This is a genomic window from Haloarcula ordinaria (assembly GCF_029338275.1).
GTDB lineage: Archaea > Halobacteriota > Halobacteria > Halobacteriales > Haloarculaceae > Haloarcula > Haloarcula ordinaria.
Genome location: NZ_CP119789.1, coordinates 918,130 through 933,459, shown reverse-complemented (window position 1 = coordinate 933,459; position 15,330 = coordinate 918,130). Strand labels below are relative to the sequence as shown.

At 56.3% G+C, this 15,330-nt stretch carries 15 protein-coding genes; 1 reads left to right on the top strand and 14 read right to left on the bottom strand.

All coding sequences use genetic code 11. The annotated features are described in order from the left end of the window. Positions 1–14 precede the first annotated feature (14 nt). The 6 genes from P1L41_RS05000 to P1L41_RS04975 form a co-directional block, all read right to left on the bottom strand. Positions 15–863 carry a carbohydrate ABC transporter permease gene (locus P1L41_RS05000; protein ID WP_276297768.1) on the bottom strand — a complete coding sequence of 283 codons (849 nt, stop codon included), beginning with the start codon at positions 861–863 and terminating at the stop codon, positions 15–17. Next, the gene (locus tag P1L41_RS04995; protein WP_276297767.1) at positions 860–1,777 is read right to left on the bottom strand and encodes a carbohydrate ABC transporter permease; all 918 of its coding nucleotides are present in this window, start codon (positions 1,775–1,777) and stop codon (positions 860–862) included. The genes P1L41_RS05000 and P1L41_RS04995 overlap by 4 nt, the downstream gene beginning before the upstream one ends. An 88-nt stretch (positions 1,778–1,865) precedes the next feature. Continuing rightward, positions 1,866–3,287 carry an ABC transporter substrate-binding protein gene (locus P1L41_RS04990; protein WP_276297766.1) on the bottom strand — a complete coding sequence of 474 codons (1,422 nt, stop codon included), beginning with the start codon at positions 3,285–3,287 and terminating at the stop codon, positions 1,866–1,868. Between the two features lie 102 nt (positions 3,288–3,389). Continuing rightward, entirely contained in the window at positions 3,390–4,463 is a 1,074-nt protein-coding gene (locus P1L41_RS04985) for a TrmB family transcriptional regulator (RefSeq protein WP_276297765.1), read from the bottom strand. 79 nt (positions 4,464–4,542) lie between these two features. Beyond that, on the bottom strand, positions 4,543–6,081 hold the full coding sequence (locus P1L41_RS04980) for a sulfatase-like hydrolase/transferase (protein ID WP_276297764.1): 1,539 nt from the start codon (positions 6,079–6,081) through the stop codon (positions 4,543–4,545). A gap of 213 nt (positions 6,082–6,294) precedes the next feature. Further along, a complete protein-coding gene (locus P1L41_RS04975) occupies positions 6,295–7,050 on the bottom strand; it encodes an IclR family transcriptional regulator (protein WP_276297763.1) in 756 nt (251 codons plus the stop codon). Between the two features lie 353 nt (positions 7,051–7,403). Between P1L41_RS04975 and P1L41_RS04970 the strand changes: the two genes are divergently transcribed. Next, entirely contained in the window at positions 7,404–8,801 is a 1,398-nt protein-coding gene (locus tag P1L41_RS04970; protein WP_276297762.1) for a sulfatase family protein, read from the top strand. A gap of 687 nt (positions 8,802–9,488) precedes the next feature. On the opposite strand, the gene P1L41_RS04965 is transcribed toward P1L41_RS04970, so the two are convergent. The 8 genes from P1L41_RS04965 to P1L41_RS04930 form a co-directional block, all read right to left on the bottom strand. Beyond that, complete coding sequence (locus tag P1L41_RS04965; RefSeq protein ID WP_276297761.1) at positions 9,489–10,280, bottom strand: IclR family transcriptional regulator; 792 nt, start codon at positions 10,278–10,280, stop codon at positions 9,489–9,491. A gap of 53 nt (positions 10,281–10,333) precedes the next feature. Further along, positions 10,334–11,416 (bottom strand): Gfo/Idh/MocA family protein, encoded by a 1,083-nt coding sequence (locus P1L41_RS04960; RefSeq protein WP_276297760.1) that lies wholly within the window; start codon positions 11,414–11,416, stop codon positions 10,334–10,336. 138 nt (positions 11,417–11,554) lie between these two features. Continuing rightward, the gene (locus P1L41_RS04955; RefSeq protein WP_276297759.1) at positions 11,555–12,568 is read right to left on the bottom strand and encodes an aldo/keto reductase; all 1,014 of its coding nucleotides are present in this window, start codon (positions 12,566–12,568) and stop codon (positions 11,555–11,557) included. 473 nt (positions 12,569–13,041) lie between these two features. Continuing rightward, complete coding sequence (locus P1L41_RS04950; RefSeq protein ID WP_276297758.1) at positions 13,042–13,392, bottom strand: rhodanese-like domain-containing protein; 351 nt, start codon at positions 13,390–13,392, stop codon at positions 13,042–13,044. Positions 13,393–13,498: 106 nt separating this feature from the next. Further along, positions 13,499–14,041, bottom strand: a complete 543-nt coding sequence (locus P1L41_RS04945) for an NUDIX hydrolase (RefSeq protein ID WP_276297757.1) — start codon at positions 14,039–14,041, stop codon at positions 13,499–13,501. After that, on the bottom strand, positions 14,038–14,442 hold the full coding sequence (locus P1L41_RS04940) for a hypothetical protein (protein WP_276297756.1): 405 nt from the start codon (positions 14,440–14,442) through the stop codon (positions 14,038–14,040). Before P1L41_RS04940 ends, P1L41_RS04945 begins: the two co-directional genes overlap by 4 nt. Next, positions 14,442–14,855, bottom strand: a complete 414-nt coding sequence (locus P1L41_RS04935) for a DUF5809 family protein (protein ID WP_276297755.1) — start codon at positions 14,853–14,855, stop codon at positions 14,442–14,444. The genes P1L41_RS04940 and P1L41_RS04935 overlap by 1 nt, the downstream gene beginning before the upstream one ends. 24 nt (positions 14,856–14,879) lie before the next feature. Next, on the bottom strand, positions 14,880–15,293 hold the full coding sequence (locus tag P1L41_RS04930) for a DUF5810 domain-containing protein (protein ID WP_276297754.1): 414 nt from the start codon (positions 15,291–15,293) through the stop codon (positions 14,880–14,882). Between the last annotated feature and the right edge of the window lie 37 nt (positions 15,294–15,330).

The following is a 15,330-nucleotide window of genomic DNA, read 5'->3' as shown; positions in this document are numbered from 1 at the left end:
GGATTAGCAGGCTTCTATTCCGCCGCCCCGCCAGTGATGCCCTTGATGAAGTAGTTCTGAGTCAGGAGGAACAACACCGCAACTGGGAGCATGAATGCGAACGACGAAGCCATCATGAGCCCCCACTGGATATCGTACTGGTTCGTGAGGCCGACGAGAGCAACGGGCATCGTGTAGAGCTCGTCATCCTGGAGGAATGTGAGCGCGAAGACGAGCTCCTGCCAGGCAATGACGACCGAGAACAACGCAGTGGCGATGATTCCAGGCCGCACCATCGGGAGCACAATCTCAAGGAAGATACGGAATTCTGAGAATCCGTCAACCCGCGCTGCGCGAATGACGTTGTCCGGGATGTTCTCGAAGAATCCCTTGAGCATCCAGGCCGTCAACGGGAGCGTGTACACGAAATACGAGAGTACCAGTCCCGGATGCGAGTTTAGTGCACCAATCGAACGCAGGATTTGGAACATGGGGACGAGGATGACGACGATGGGAAAGATGCGGCTGAGAATGACAAACGTGGACGTGAAGCGAGACCCACGGAATTCAAACTTTGCCCAGCCGTACCCGGCAAAGACAGCGAGGATGACCGACGTAACCATCGTCGTGAGCGTGACGATGACGCTGTTAAGGAAATAATCCGGCATCTGACCGTCAAGTACGGCCTGGTAGTGCTGTAGCGTCAGCGTGTCCAGGGCTGGAACGAGGGAGGGCGAGACAGTGACAATCGCGTTCGGAGATTTGAGTGATGAGGTAAGAATCCAGTAGATGGGGAACAGCGCCATGACGAGCAAAGTGTACGCTGCCAAGTATCGAAGGTACTGTCGGCCCTTGGATTCATATTCACTCCTCGTGGAACTCATAGCTCCACCCCCTGGCTACGAAGCGTGCGCATGTACGCAATCATGAATAGCACCATGATACCGAACATGATGACCGACAGCGCCGTGGCCAGGCCGGAATTGAACTGCTGGAACCCGAGTTCGTACACCTTCACCGGGAAAATCATCGTCGAGCCGATCGGTCCGCCTCCGGTCGCGGCGAAGATAATGGCGAACTGGTTGAAACACCAGATGACCGAGAGGAGCACGACAATCTTCAGCACCGGCATCAACTGTGGGAGTGTCACGTGACGCATCCGCGCAAAATACGGTGCGCCGTCGATTATCGCAGCATTTGTGAGCTGGTCATCGATGTCTTGCAGCCCCGCCAAGAGCATAATCATCACAAAGGGGAACCGCTTCCAGACGCCTGCAATGATGAGAGAAAACAGCGCGATGTCTGGGTTCGAGAGCCACTGGATGGGCGAGCCGAGGACACCAACTTGCATCAAGAGGTGGTTGAGGATACCGAACTGCGGATGGTACATCCATTTAAACACGAGTGCAACGACGACGGCTGGAGTAATCCAGGGAAGCAAGAAGAGTCCACGAAGATACTTTTTTTTCGGCAGTGGTGTGTTCAACAGGAGCGCCAGTCCGAAACCGACGACGATCTGCAGAAAGGCCCCCAAGATCACCCACACTGCGCTGTTCCGAACGACACGACCGAACCAGTTCGCGGTGAACAACGTCTCGTAGAAGGACAAAGTAAACCCGCCCTCGGTGAGGCCCACGCTGAGCAACAAGGTGTTCACCATCGGGTAGAGCAGGAGACCGGCGATAAGCAGGAATGTCGGCAGGATGAACGCAACACCGGCGTTCACCCCACTCTCCCGGAGGCGTTCTTTGAGGCGATTTAAGCTCGATATCGACTGTGTTACGTTGGTTTCAGACATGGTATCATCTGCTCAGGGCCGTGTTCGTCAGGGACAATGATGCAAAAGTAGAAAAGCGTTTGGGACCGAGAATGGCAGCCTCAGCGGCTCACAGCAACTCGGTTATGGCGCTGTCTAGGTCGTTCATCGCCTGTTCAGCGTTCTTTCTGCCGAGGAGAAGCTGCTGGAGCTCCTCTCGCTGTGCCGACCACATCCGTCCCTGGTTGGGGTGGATTGTCGGGAACGAGGCGTTCAGGATCTCCTCCACGAAGATGTCACCGACATCGCGACCGAGGCCGTCCTGGAACCCTTCGAAGACGTTCTCGAGACCGTCAGTGAGGATCGGAGGCAGCCCCGCGTAGGCACTGAGATTGTCAACCTGCATGAGGTGTTCGATTAACTGCCACGACTCGTCGACGTTTTCGGCCCCACGCGGGATGACGAAGAACCATCCGCCGGAGAAACCAGATGCTTGCCCGTCAGGTGCCTGGGGGTTGTAGGTAATCCCATAATTGATGTCCGACTCGTCGAGAGCAGCTTTCTCCCAGCTCCCGGTCTGGTAGGCGAAGAGTTGCTCAGACCTGAATAGCTCACGGAAGTCTAGCGCGTTCTGGTTCACCACGCCATCGGGGAGGAGGTTGTCGTCAACGCCTTGCTGTGTGAACTGAGCCGTGGAGATACCGGGATCCTCGTTGAGCACTGTGCTCGACTGGTCCTCGTTGAGCCACGAACCGGTACCGGTGGTGGCGAAAAACCCGTGCCACTGCACCGTCGAATGGATGTGGTCAGCACCCGAGAATCCGACTGGTTGAATTCCCACTTCCTCTTTGACATCGTTAGCAACCTCCATGAACTCCGGCCACGTCCGGAAGTTCGGCTCCATCGGATCGTAACCTGCCTGCTCCAGCATGTCTCCGTTGTAGTACAGCGACCCCCAATGACCGGACATGAACGGTATGCCGTAGAGGGTATCGCCGTTGAGAGAGCCGATGTCGAACTTCCGCTCGCGGGTGAAGTCCGACCGGCTTAGTTGATCGGAGCTATCGAGTCGGTCGCCGACCGGTTCGAGTAGGTCGTTATCGATCATCCCCAGGATGCCGCCGGCCGGAACCGCGGCAACATTCGGCGGGTTCCCTCCCTCGACGGCCGTTCGTGTCTGGTTGATGATCTGCCCAGCTTGTGCGATGCCGGACATGTCGACCGAGTGTCCGGTCTGTTCCTCGAAGCTCGAGATCGTGGAATCGAGCGCCGCGAGGTTCTCATCTGTCGTCTGTCCGGTGAACATGAGCATACTCAGTTCTATGCTCTCATCGCCGTTCGATCCGGAGCTGCCGCCGTCGCCGCTACCGCCGTCGCCACTGCCACCGTCGCCACCCGAACCGCCGTCGCCGCTACCGCCGTCGCCACTGCCACCGTCGCCGCCACCGTTCCCGCCACAGCCGGCGAGCAAGGTGACCCCTGCTGCGCCAGTACTTGCAATGAATGAGCGTCGTTTCAGCTTGTCGGTACTGCCACTATTCCGTGATGGCATATGTTGTCAATGTCACTCCCCGTATATAAAAGTGGGGAGTTTTTACATCAATATTCATCGACTATTCGCTATCCAGAGGCACAGTGCGAGCCAGAGACTCGCTCACTCGATGGAGCGGATCGTGATCCGAACCGCTCGGATATCCTCTAGAATCGCGCCGTACCCGCCAATGGTGTACTCGTCCTCGTCGTCAGAGACAACGATTGCGGCCTGGATGAACAACTGACTAAAAGGTTGGTCGTCGGCAATCCCTGAGTCCGTGTAAACAATATCATCAACCGTCCCCGTGATTTTCACCGGCTCGCCGGAGAACGTCTCGATGCCCTCAACGCGGACAACGACCTGTTCGTTGGTCTTGCGGATCGACTCTATGTCCCGGATAAACTCCCGAATGCTGGTATAAGTAGTCTCGTCAGTCTCTTCGGAAGAGTAGATCGTATTCCAGGGCTCCCACAGCTGAATCTGAAAGTACCAGTGTAGGATAGAAGAGTGGATATGATCGTCGATAACCATCCCGTATTCGTTGCCGTGTCTGCTCTGGACGCCGAAGACGGTTAAGTCGCCGTCGATCATCGCCAGAAACGGCAATACCGAACTACAGAACCGAACCTCACTGGCCACCGCCGAGTACTGGATATCCAGCTCTGCAGGGTCGTCGATCTCGCGATACCCCTCATGGAGTGCGATGCGGACGATAACATCTCGGTCGCGCAACGTTGCGAGCGTGTCTTGTAGCTGTTCGAGTTCGTCCGGTGAGACGGCCAGGTGGACAATCGTATCCGCATCATGTAACCGTTCCCGGGCCTCGTCTATCGTCCTAGTGTGGTTCTGGAAGACTCGAACATTGTGTTGTCTGAGTGGTGGCTGTTCCCACATATTCTCGATATCCGCCGCCGTCTCCGCGAATCGTCGTGATTTCTCGTACAGTTCGTCCGCCACTGTCGAAGGGTCAGTAATCCGGGCCCGGAGTGAATCCGCCTCATAGGTCTCTAGGTAACCCTGCGTTTCGAGGTCACGGAGTACGTCGTACACCCGGGAACGTGGAACGGTCGAGATTTCCGCGATATCTGCAGCGCTCGCGTCAGTGAGTTCCAGTACAGAGAGGTAGACCTCCGCCTCATACTTCGAGAAGTCAGCATCGGTGAGAACGTCGGTGAACGCCTCGTGGGATTCCATACCGTGGACAGATGGGAAGTCACAATAAACATTGGTGTGACCCCGACGCTGAGCCGGTCATCGAGGACTGTTCGAGCGCCTATGTTCGGTCCCGGCCGTTGGGGCCGACCGGGGCGAACCGGTGCATACCGTAGTGCAGTTCTGAGATCTGGTAGTCTCCGGTCTCGCGAGCAATCTCCCACATCCGTTCGGCGAGTGCTCGCTTGTCGTCTTCGTACTCTGGGTCGTCGGCGACGTTGACCAGTTCGTGTGGGTCTGCGGCCAAGTCGTATAGTTCGTCCTCGTCGAACGTGTTGAACACGTACTTCAGGTCATCCCGCCAGTGGATACGCTGTGCCCAGGGGAAGTCCTGACCGTGGAATTCGGCAAATGCCTCGTTTCGGTGGCCCTCAGGGACCTCGTTGTGTAGGAATGGGACCAGAGACGTCGCTGTGAAGGAGGGGTCTCCCTCCAGTTCAGCGATGTTCTCGCCACCGCGTGCGTGCGTACTCTTCGGAGAGAGTCGCGAATTGGGCGGGAACTCGTCTCCAGTGGCGAGGTCGACGATCGTGGACGACAGATCCTGCAGCTGGACAATGTCGTCCTCCACGATGCCATCGGGATACCCGTCAGGAGTCCTAACAAGACATGGGACGCGATAGGCCTCCTCAAACGCGGGCGCCCCTTTGAGAAACAGCCCATGGGCACCGGCGTAGTCACCGTGGTCCGAGGTGTAGATGATAATCGTATCCTCAAGTTGCCCGGTCTCTTGTAGCGTCTCGATAACGCGTTCGACCTGTTGATCAAGAAAGGAACAGTATGCCCAGTAAGAGACCATTGCCTCCAAACACTCTTCACGTGAAAGTTCCGACCATACCGCTCTCTGGCGCCGATAGAGCGAGGGACGGTCGGTCAGTGGGTCGTCAAAGCTCTCGGGTAGGTCGATGTCGTCGATATCATAGAGCTCCCGAAATTCCGTAGGTGGGAGATAAGGGTCGTGTGGAGCGTAAGTGCTTATTACAGTGCTCCATGGACCATCGGATTCGGCGGCTTCACGAATGAACTCCAACCCTTGCGAGTAGACGAAGTGATCGACCATCCCCTCAACCGATTCCTCGATTCGACCACTGAGGAGGAAGTCTTCGTAGCCCTCGTGTTCAACGGTGATGGGGTCGGATACCCCCTCCGGTGAACGGTCGGGTTCAGGCGGAAGGCCAAGTGAGGAGCGGTGCTCATGAAATATAGATTGGAAGTCGTCCGAGCGGAGGATACCGTAGTTATCGAACCCGAATTTATCGAGGTCGCCGCTGCGTTCGACATGCCACTTTCCGAAGTACCCGTTCGTGTAGCCCGCGTCACTGAGGCGCTCGCTCCAGGTATCCAACTCCGATTGAAATTGTGCCCCGTACGGTTCGACACCGTGTGTGACGTTTATCATCCCGTGCACATGGGGCAGTACACCGGTCATGAAACTGGCCCGGGACGGAGAACAGATCGGGTTCGGCGAGTAACACCGGTCAAATCGTGTCCCCGACTCACTGAACGTATCGAGAGTTGGCGTCCGACACGAGGATTCCGGGTGGACTGATGCTGCCTGTTGCTGATCAGTAAATAAGACTACGATGTTTGGGCTCGCCATCGTCTTACATCGTAGATTACGACACCAATATAAATAAGTTCGTACCCGATATGCCAGCAGTCGGGTACGCCAACATCAATGAGGACCCATGGGACTCCACTTGAAGAGCAACATTACGCGGCAACGAATGCACTGGGCAAATCCATTGCAGGGACGGTACGCCGACCGAAATCAGGGAATCGACTACTACCCCTCTCTGGGTTCGGCCCGTTATCACGCCTCAGAGCCGCGTCGGAGATGCATCCGCTTCGAGAGGGTCTTCCCCATTTTTTTCACGATTTGACCGTAGTTGGGGCCGATCCGGTCGCTCGAATCGTTGGTGCTGTCAATCAACAAGCCGATCGAACCTACGGGATCCTCTTCGACAGTAATCGGGGCGGCGATTTCACAGAGGTCCGAGTCCCACGGTAGCGTTGCGACCGTGATACCGTCTTTGTCAATCCGGTCGACGTTCTCGGTCAACGTCTGTTGTTCATTATCCGCAAGAGTTTCGGGGAGCAGTTTTTCACGTTTCTCCGGGCCATAGCACGCTAGAATCGCCTGTCCTGACGCAGTCTCGTGGAGACGGCATCGAGTCCCCTCTACGCTCCCAGGGGTGCTACGATCGTCTGGGTTAATCGATTGGATGTAGATTCCCATGCGTTGGTTGGGTACCAACAGGGCCGCAGACTCATTCGTGACATCAGCGAGTTCCTGGACGTTCGCTGCGGCCTCACGGTAAAGAGGATGGCGACGACGAGCCAACGATCCCATCTCGAAAGGGCGGAGCCCCAGTCGGAATTTGTTCCCATCACGAACTACCAAACCGTGCTCACAGAGCGTTATCATGTGTTTGTAGACGTTCGATTTAGACTTATCCAGCTCTCTGGCCAATTCCGTAACGCCCGCAACCTCTCTCTGCTGGACCGTTTCGAGGATGGAGAACATCGTGTCGACGGCCCGGACGGATTGTCGTTCGCTATTTGCCATATTTTCGTCTAATGAGCCAGTCCGGTAAAACTGTTCGCTAATTACGAACGCCCCAATGCCCACATCTTGTTTCGCTGACGACCTAATATAGCACTGCAGACCTCAACAAGAGGATTCGAGGCGGTCTAGTCGATAATCAGGTGACTTGAGGCGAACACGGGGAAAAGCACAGCTTAGCCGGAGCGGTCAAAACGCGGGTACGGGATACAAGCGTCAGGATTTCGTCTTCATGGGATGTGTTGTCACTCCAATCGCACACTTAAACATCATAACCGGGGTTGATCATGTTGTCCGAAAGCCGACTCTCTGCCCTACCTACATTTTTATACGGACTGGTTCACCATTGTAGATTGATGCGCACGCTCTACATAGACATTGATTCCCTCCGCGCCGACCACGTTGGCGCATACGGGTATGATGCCGAAACTACCCCGAATCTAGATTCGTTCGCCCAGGACGCAGTCGCATTCGACAGGGCATACGTCGCCAACTCGCCATGTCTCCCCTCCCGGGCGGCGCTCCTCACGGGCCGCTATGGCCTCCGAAACGGGATCGAGACACACGGCCCCCAGTCCCAGCTCCTCAACCATCCCGCGAACGAGGTCGAGTGGGCCGGAACCTGGAGTGACCACGTCCCAGGCCGTGAATGGTGGAGTCTTCCCCGGCTGTTCTATGAAGAACGGGTCCCGACCGTGGCCGTCACGTCGTTTCCCCGACACCCGGCCCCGTGGTTCAACGACACCTGGCACGAGATTTATCAGATACAGGAGCCGGTCGGAAATCGAGAGTCCTTCCAGACCCCGCGGGCTGAATCAGTCGTCGACACAGCAATCGACGCGCTATCGGAGTATGACGACGACCTGTTTATGTACGTCCAGCTGTGGGATCCACACGGGCCGTATCGGCGGTCCGACGACGAGGTCGCGGAGTTCGCGGATGGACCGGCACCACCGTACCCGACGGTTGAGCAGATAGCTAACCACCAGACATGGGACGCGTGGCGCTCTGCGACGCATATGGAGATCGAGAACCGGGCGGACCTCCGGCGAATGATTGCGAACTACGACGCCGAGATACACTATGCAGATCGACATCTCGGCAGACTCTTCGAGCGTCTCAAGCAGAGAGGACTGTACGAAGAGACGCTCATCATCGTCACCGGCGACCACGGCGAGGAATTCGGAGAACACGGTCTGTATCGAGAGCATTGGAGCACTCACGATGGAACACAGCGCGTTCCTCTGCTGGTCAAGCCACCCGCAGACGCAGCTGCTGAGACCGGCCACCGATCGCAACTCGTGACGAACGTTGATATGGCACCCACGGTGGCAGAGTTCGCGGGTCTCGAGGCCCCAGCACGGTGGCAGGGTCGTTCACTTTGTCCCGTCATCGAGTCAGGTGACGTGGACTGGCGGGACGCGGTATTCGTGGATCACGGTCTGTATACCGCCCAGCGAGCGCTCCGTACCGACCAGTGGAAGCTCATCAGAACATATCACGCTGGGATGTGGGACGACGCCATTCCAGAGCTGCAACTCTACGATATGGAGACGGACCCGTGGGAACAGACAAACCTGGCCGAGGAGAACCCTGAAGTCGTTTCCCGTCTTGAATCCCGCTTAGCGACACTTGTTGAGAGCCGACAAGGCCCATACCGGGATGCCCTCCGCGAGGTCGCCGAACGCGGACCGGCCGGCTATCGGGCTTTCCAGGAGGACTTCAACGGAGTATCCACATCCGGAAGAGACTGAAAGTGACACAAGGGACCCACATCAACGGGCTGTGTCGGTACCCTCTATGATTCACGAACAGACACCAAGTATCTCAGATTGAGGCGCCTGCGACCACCTAGCCGATTCCATGGAGAGAATTGGCGTAACTAACGGACCAACTGATTAGCAACCGATTCTGGGATTACAGTACCACTTAATCAAATATTTCGCCAGTCTGTATCCACGTACCGGTTGTCACTACTCTCGTAACAAATCAGCCAACGGTTGCTCACCGGGTCCTCAACTTTGATGGTCTGTGATCGAAACAGCCACCGACGGCGTTTGTAATCGACACCACAATTATTTCAAATAATTAAACGCCTCCACTCGATTTGACCCTTTCTCTGATCCTATTGCCCGGATACCCCCCAAAGCAGGAAGGACGAATAAATCGAGGAGGACGATTTTTAACAATATGAAACAAACCATTCCAGCCATCGGATACTCGAACATCCCGTGACATACGTACACCTGTTATCCCAGTTGGGATGAGGCATTACCACCTTTTTGATAGTAGAACAGACACAGCGCTTCAGATTCTAAAAAACAGGTGTACAGATGTGATATAGGTTGATAACTTCTTCAAGTAGTACCGTCTGAGGGGCAAAATGGCTTGCTCGTCTATTCAGAGCCCGATCGCCTCACATGAGACTAGGTTGATCCCGGTCACTCTTGTTGCATCCACTCGGAATACGTCGTATTAATTTCAACCACAGTAACGGCATTTTGTATTTTATTTGGTATTTCAGTTCGGAACCGGTGCTCTGACATTCTTTCGGTCGGAGCAGAGACGCTGAATGTGCCAAGAAGGGTACCGTCGCTGAGCTTTATCGGTGCTGCTACGCATCGGATGTCGTCATAGCGTTCCCGATCGTCAAATGCGACCCCTGTTGTTTGTATTTGTTCGAGTTCCGATCGAAGATCCAGTTCGTCTGTGATTGTATGCTCCGTATATGGTTCAAGTTTTTTGTTCGATAAGTACTTATTCAGCTCGTCATCGGGTATTTCGGCCAGAAAAGCTTTTCCTGCCGCAGTACAATACAGTTCTTCGGTGCTTCCTACGTGAGTATAGGTATTTTCGACATCATCTCCCTCTTCTTGATATAAAGTAATCCCATACCCGTCACGTTCAACTATCAGGCGGACTTTTTCACCGATATCTTGGGATAATTTGTCTGCATCACTCTTTCCAAGTCGAAATAACCGTTCTCTCTCACGGGCGGTACCTCCAAGTGTTAGAAATCTCAGTCCTAACTGGTATCCATCATCCACCCGGTCAAGATAGCCCCTGTCGGTTAGCGTCGCTAAGTAATGGAATGTGCTGCTCTTAGATCGACCTGTCGCTTCTGAGACTTCAGTTACACCTACCGGCTCTCGTTTCTGAATATACTCTATGATATCAAATGCATTTTCGACAGAACCGATAGTTTGTCTACCTGTACTGGTGCGTTCATTCATTGGTTTCTGATGCTTGATATGGTAGCAATTGATCCTTCCCGATTGTCGACGGCTCAATCATACAGTCCACCCGCTTGATACATTTGTTCTAGCATCCGTTGGATTCGAAGCGCTTGATCAATGTCGTTTGTTTGCGCTCGTTCGTTCTGATCTACGGCAGAGAGGAAGGTATCGAGTTCCTCTTCATATGGATCGTTCGCGGGGACTTTCAAGGTAGAGTCGATGAAGTGGTCGACTGGTTCAGAGCGGGTTTCGTATAGTTCCAAGCCCGTCTTCGAAGATGTTTCTGTTCTGGTATCTTCATACCGATTTGGCATAGTAAGTCGGGCACCTGCCTCGGTACCCTGTATTTCGTAGAAATGATTCGACTCCGTATTAGCAGCCCACGCAACCTCGATAGTCGCAGATATATCATTTTCAAATTCACAAAAAGCAACTACGGAATCTTCGACATCATACAATTTTCCATCGTCATCTTCCCCCCACATGGATAAATAGCTGTAATCAGAACGGTTTCCAAATTCAGACCGGGTCACCGATTTTATTTCTTTAATTTCTTCCCAGTCCAATAACGACAACAATAACGAAACAAGACTTGCACCGGTATCCATCAGTACTCCGCCACCGGCGATTTCTTGTGAGGTATACCATGTTCCCCTGCCAGGTATTCCTCTCCGTCGGGTGTGTCGCGCATTGATGTGAGAGATATCTCCAAAATACCCAGATTGAACATATTCTTCGGCTATTTGGAACGTATTTAGGAATCGATTCGAGTATCCGGTCATACAGATGTTTTCTGTTTTTTGTGCAACCGATGCAATCCGTTGAGCACTTTCCAGATCGTGCGCCAGCGGTTTTTCGATTAACACATCGAATCCGTTTTCCATGGCATCTACGGCCGCAGTTTCATGGAATTTGTTGGGCGTGGATACAATGATTGCATCGAGATCTCGGCGGTACAGACCATCGGGAGAAGTAACTGTGTCCACACCGAGTTCTTGCTCAAATTTCTCACAGTAATCAAGGTTTGCGTCGGCTCCAAATACATTGTGCCCCATTTTCTGCAGTAATTCGGCATGGTTGGTACCATGTGGCCCCAAACCTACGATACCAACATTCATAGACTCGGTTTTCATAATAAATAGTGTAGGTATATTTTCATTAGTCTTTCGCCCGGAGGCAGGTATCCAATTGAGCGGAAAGGTGGTTCAATCATGACATCTGCTTTCGATGGTCGATTACACGTCTAACCGTTCACGGGTAATCGATATCACTCAGACATTTGTTTCGTAGAGAGTTCCATTCTCATCGTAGCGTGCCTCAAAGATGGCATCAAACTGTTCATCAGTCAGGCTGATATCGATAGCTCCCAGATTATCATCGAGCTGGTCGATAGTCCGTGCTCCGATAATCGGCACACACGTGAAGTCGGGTTGGTCAATCAACCACCGCAGCGCGACTTGTGCAGGGGTGGCGTCGAGATCCGTGGCGATCTGACGAATTTTGTCGAGAACGTGCCAACCACGTTCAGAGACGTAGAAGTCCAAGAAGCGATCGTCAAGCTGTGCGCGAGTATTCTCTGGTGCGTCGAGATCATACGACCCGTCTCCCACGCGTTCGTATTTCCCTGTAAGGAAACCACCAGCCAACGGAGAATACGGACAGACAGAAAGATTCTGATCAGAACAGACCGTGAGATACTCCGCAACGTCCTCGTAGTACGCAGCGTGGAATAACGGCTGAGTGACGGTAAATCGCTCAAAATTGTTGAGGTCCGCAGTCAAGACTCCCTTCATGAGTTTCCAGGCGTCTGCAGTCGAAAGTCCAATATGCTGGATCTTCCCCTCAGTTATCAGATCGTCGAGGGTCCGCAGCGTGCGCTCGATCGGTGTGTCGTCGTCAAAGCGATGCAAGTACAGGATGTCGAGGTAGTCGGTGTTCAGTCGCTCTAGCGACCCTTCGACTTCGGCACGGACGTTTTTCCGTGAGAGATTCTCCTGGAAACGCGATTCCTTCGACCAGTAGCACTTGGAAGCGACGACGTAATCTTCACGTTCGCGCTCAGTGAGCCAATCGCCAATCCACCGTTCCGAGTCCCCATCACCGTACCCATTTGCCGTGTCGATGAAGTTACCTTCTCGTTCAGCGTATGCGTCTAACATCTCGTGTGCTTCATTTTTCCCGGTTTCTACCACGCCAGTCTCCTCGTGTTCCATGCCGAACCGCCACGTCCCCAACGCAATCGTCGAGACTTCTAGCCCTGTCTCTCCTAATCGAACGTAATCCATGAATCCTCGGTCGGATACTACTTTCATAATAGTATCGACCGTCACGAGAATCATCAGAGAGCCATGTCGGCTGGTTCGAATCAACGGGGCCGCCGTGTATTTTGCATTGCGACAGATGGGAATTACACCGAACACGACTACTGTGTGGTGGACCTCGATCAAACACTGTTTAGCCAGTAGAGCATAGTAAATGCAGCAACAGCTGGTACGGTACAAATCTAACTGCTAGGACAGTGTGGGGCGCTTCAGAAATAGTGTGGACCGAACCGGGTTAATCAGTCGATGAACGAGTTTTTCACCACCGACAGGCTACTCAGTGTTGGTGGCGATGACGAGCAGTTACCCCCGCTCAGCCCCGTGTGATGAGAGCGTTTTCGACCGAGCCACCACGATTCACGTCCCCGGAACAACCGTCCCCTGAGCAGCGGGGCTCACGTGCAGTGTGACTTGTCGTCTCGACGGCCAGTGGCTACTCAGAAGGGGGCGTCAGGGCCCTCGTCGTTCCCAGTCGCGTCGGCCGTCTCGAGCGGACCGTCCCAGCCGGTGAGCCCCGGGCCGAAGCTCTCGACGTCGCCGTCGAACCCCTCGTAGGACGCGATGAGGCGGGCGGCCTGGACGCTCGACTCGCCGTGGGGACAGACAGTCACGATTCGGTCGGCACCCGCGAAGCGCTCGACGGACCCGACGAGCGCCGGGAGCGGGACGTTCTCGCTGCCCGGGATGTGGCCACGCTGGAACGCGCCCGGCGAACGGATGTCTACGACCCGGACCCCGTCGTTCCCGAGCAGTGACTTCATCTCCTCGACACCGATTTCGCCGTCCATGTCGCGGGAAAAGCCGTCGATGCGTAAACGGGCTTCGGACTACGCCAGCACGTCGGTTCGGATGCGAATGTGCGGTCGCCGCCGTCGGAGTGTCGTCACGCCCTCGTCACAGAAGCCCCTCCGCGCGTGCGAGGAGGATGCCTTCGATAGTGGCGTCGTTAGCGGGTTCGCGCCGGGCGACATCCAGTGCGTCCTCGATAGGGACCGTGGTCACCGAGAGGAACTCGTTGTCGTCCAGGTTCGCGTCGGTGGGTTCCAGGCCCTCGGCGAAGACGATGCCGCGGCGATGGCGCAACACGCCCGTCGAACAGTAGAACTCCTCGAGCAGCGAGACGCCGGCAGGGTCGAAACCGGTCTCCTCGCGGAGTTCGCGCGCGCCGGCGGTCGTGTAGGACTCGCCGTCCTCGACGATGCCCGCGGGGAGTTCCAGACACTGCTCGCGGATGGTCGGGCGGAACTGGTCGACCATCACCAGCTCGTCGCCGGTGGTGGCGACGACGACGGCGGCGTCGGGCAGCTCCGCCCAGTAGTAGTCCTTCTCGGAGCCGTCGGGTTGCCGGACGCGGTCGTAGCCGCCGGTGTACCAGCCGGTCTCGTACTCGGTCTCGGACTCGACGACGGGCCACTCGTGGGACGGGTCGCGGCTCATACCGTCTGTGTGACCGCGACGTGGTAAAGCGTGCCGTTGTGACGAACGCGGACCCGGTCGCCGTCGGCCGCGCTCGGATACTGCTGGGTCAGCGCCGCCCGCTCGTCGAACGGCGAGTGGGTGAACGCGCCCTTGACACCGACCGGACCGCGCCAGTACGGGTCCGACCGGCCACTGTCGGTCGCCGTCGCGTTCGAGAGCGCCGCCGTCGTGAACGGGTAGAACTGGGCCTCGATAGCGGTGCTGTTGACCGCCGTGGCGTTGGCCCCGTCTTCGGCGGGGGTCGCGACGACGTAGAACGGGTCGCCGGACTTCAGCAGGCTCGGGAGCGCACCCAGTGCGAGCAGCAGGACGAGCACCACCACCAGTCCGAGGACGACGTTGCGCGTGATCCGACGCATCAGACGACCTCGTCGTAGAGGCGACCGAACGCCTGTCGGCGGAGTGTCCCGACGGCCGCGTCGCGTTCGCTCTGGTAGGTCGCGGCGACGGCCTGTCCGGTGAACGGCGCGGCGTGCCAGACCACGTTGTCGACGTTGTCGGCACCCATGACTGTCACCTCGAGGTCGGTGTCGGCCGCCCAGTCGTCGAACTCCTCGCGCGTGCCGACAGTGACCGCGAGCGACTCGGCGAACAGGACATCGCGGGCGGTCTCGACGACCGCACCGGTGACGCGCTCGCGATACTCCTCGGCGTCGAGGCCCATGGCCTTCGCGACCTCCTTGACGACCACCTGTGCGGTCGGACCGAGAGTCTCGTAGCGGTCGCGTGCCGCCTCGGCCGTCGTCGGCGAGAACTGCCCCTCTGTCTCCATGGACGTCGTTAGGGCCTCGCGGGACTACTGGGTTTCGTCTTCGGACGCGTCCGTGTCGTCGGCGTCGGCCGTTTCGTCGTCAGCGTCGAGCATCGCTTCGGTCAGGTCGCGGGCCTCTTCGAGCACGTCCCGGTCGGCCGCCGAGAGCGACCGCTGGTCGGGTGCGTGGTCGGCCCCACCGGCGTGGTCGTGGCCGTGGGAGTGTCGCTCGTGGCCGCCGGTCGTGTCCTCGAACACCTGCGGGTAGTCGGCCTCGCTGGCGTGGTCGACGACAATCTCGGCGAGACCGGACTCGCCCAGCTGCCCCCAGTCGGGGACGTGCTCGTCGAGCCAGGCCTCGTGGTCGTCCCCGCCGGTCAGAGCGGTGAACGCGAGGTGGTTGGCGAGATGCTCGGCGTCGGCCTGTGGCTGGTCACACACTGGGCAAGCGTACCCCATCGTACCGTAGTCGTCGCGCCCGAGCCCTAAATCTGGA

Excerpts from the sequence above, each read along its gene's own strand:
- P1L41_RS05000 (WP_276297768.1), bottom strand. The coding sequence starts at position 863 with ATGAGTTCCACGAGGAGTGAATATGAATCCAAGGGCCGACAGTACCTT.
- P1L41_RS04995 (WP_276297767.1), bottom strand. The coding sequence starts at position 1,777 with ATGTCTGAAACCAACGTAACACAGTCGATATCGAGCTTAAATCGCCTC.
- P1L41_RS04990 (WP_276297766.1), bottom strand. The coding sequence starts at position 3,287 with ATGCCATCACGGAATAGTGGCAGTACCGACAAGCTGAAACGACGCTCA.
- P1L41_RS04985 (WP_276297765.1), bottom strand. The coding sequence starts at position 4,463 with ATGGAATCCCACGAGGCGTTCACCGACGTTCTCACCGATGCTGACTTC.
- P1L41_RS04980 (WP_276297764.1), bottom strand. The coding sequence starts at position 6,081 with ATGGCGAGCCCAAACATCGTAGTCTTATTTACTGATCAGCAACAGGCA.
- P1L41_RS04975 (WP_276297763.1), bottom strand. The coding sequence starts at position 7,050 with ATGGCAAATAGCGAACGACAATCCGTCCGGGCCGTCGACACGATGTTC.
- P1L41_RS04970 (WP_276297762.1), top strand. The coding sequence starts at position 7,404 with ATGCGCACGCTCTACATAGACATTGATTCCCTCCGCGCCGACCACGTT.
- P1L41_RS04965 (WP_276297761.1), bottom strand. The coding sequence starts at position 10,280 with ATGAATGAACGCACCAGTACAGGTAGACAAACTATCGGTTCTGTCGAA.
- P1L41_RS04960 (WP_276297760.1), bottom strand. The coding sequence starts at position 11,416 with ATGAAAACCGAGTCTATGAATGTTGGTATCGTAGGTTTGGGGCCACAT.
- P1L41_RS04955 (WP_276297759.1), bottom strand. The coding sequence starts at position 12,568 with ATGGATTACGTTCGATTAGGAGAGACAGGGCTAGAAGTCTCGACGATT.
- P1L41_RS04950 (WP_276297758.1), bottom strand. The coding sequence starts at position 13,392 with ATGGACGGCGAAATCGGTGTCGAGGAGATGAAGTCACTGCTCGGGAAC.
- P1L41_RS04945 (WP_276297757.1), bottom strand. The coding sequence starts at position 14,041 with ATGAGCCGCGACCCGTCCCACGAGTGGCCCGTCGTCGAGTCCGAGACC.
- P1L41_RS04940 (WP_276297756.1), bottom strand. The coding sequence starts at position 14,442 with ATGCGTCGGATCACGCGCAACGTCGTCCTCGGACTGGTGGTGGTGCTC.
- P1L41_RS04935 (WP_276297755.1), bottom strand. The coding sequence starts at position 14,855 with ATGGAGACAGAGGGGCAGTTCTCGCCGACGACGGCCGAGGCGGCACGC.
- P1L41_RS04930 (WP_276297754.1), bottom strand. The coding sequence starts at position 15,293 with ATGGGGTACGCTTGCCCAGTGTGTGACCAGCCACAGGCCGACGCCGAG.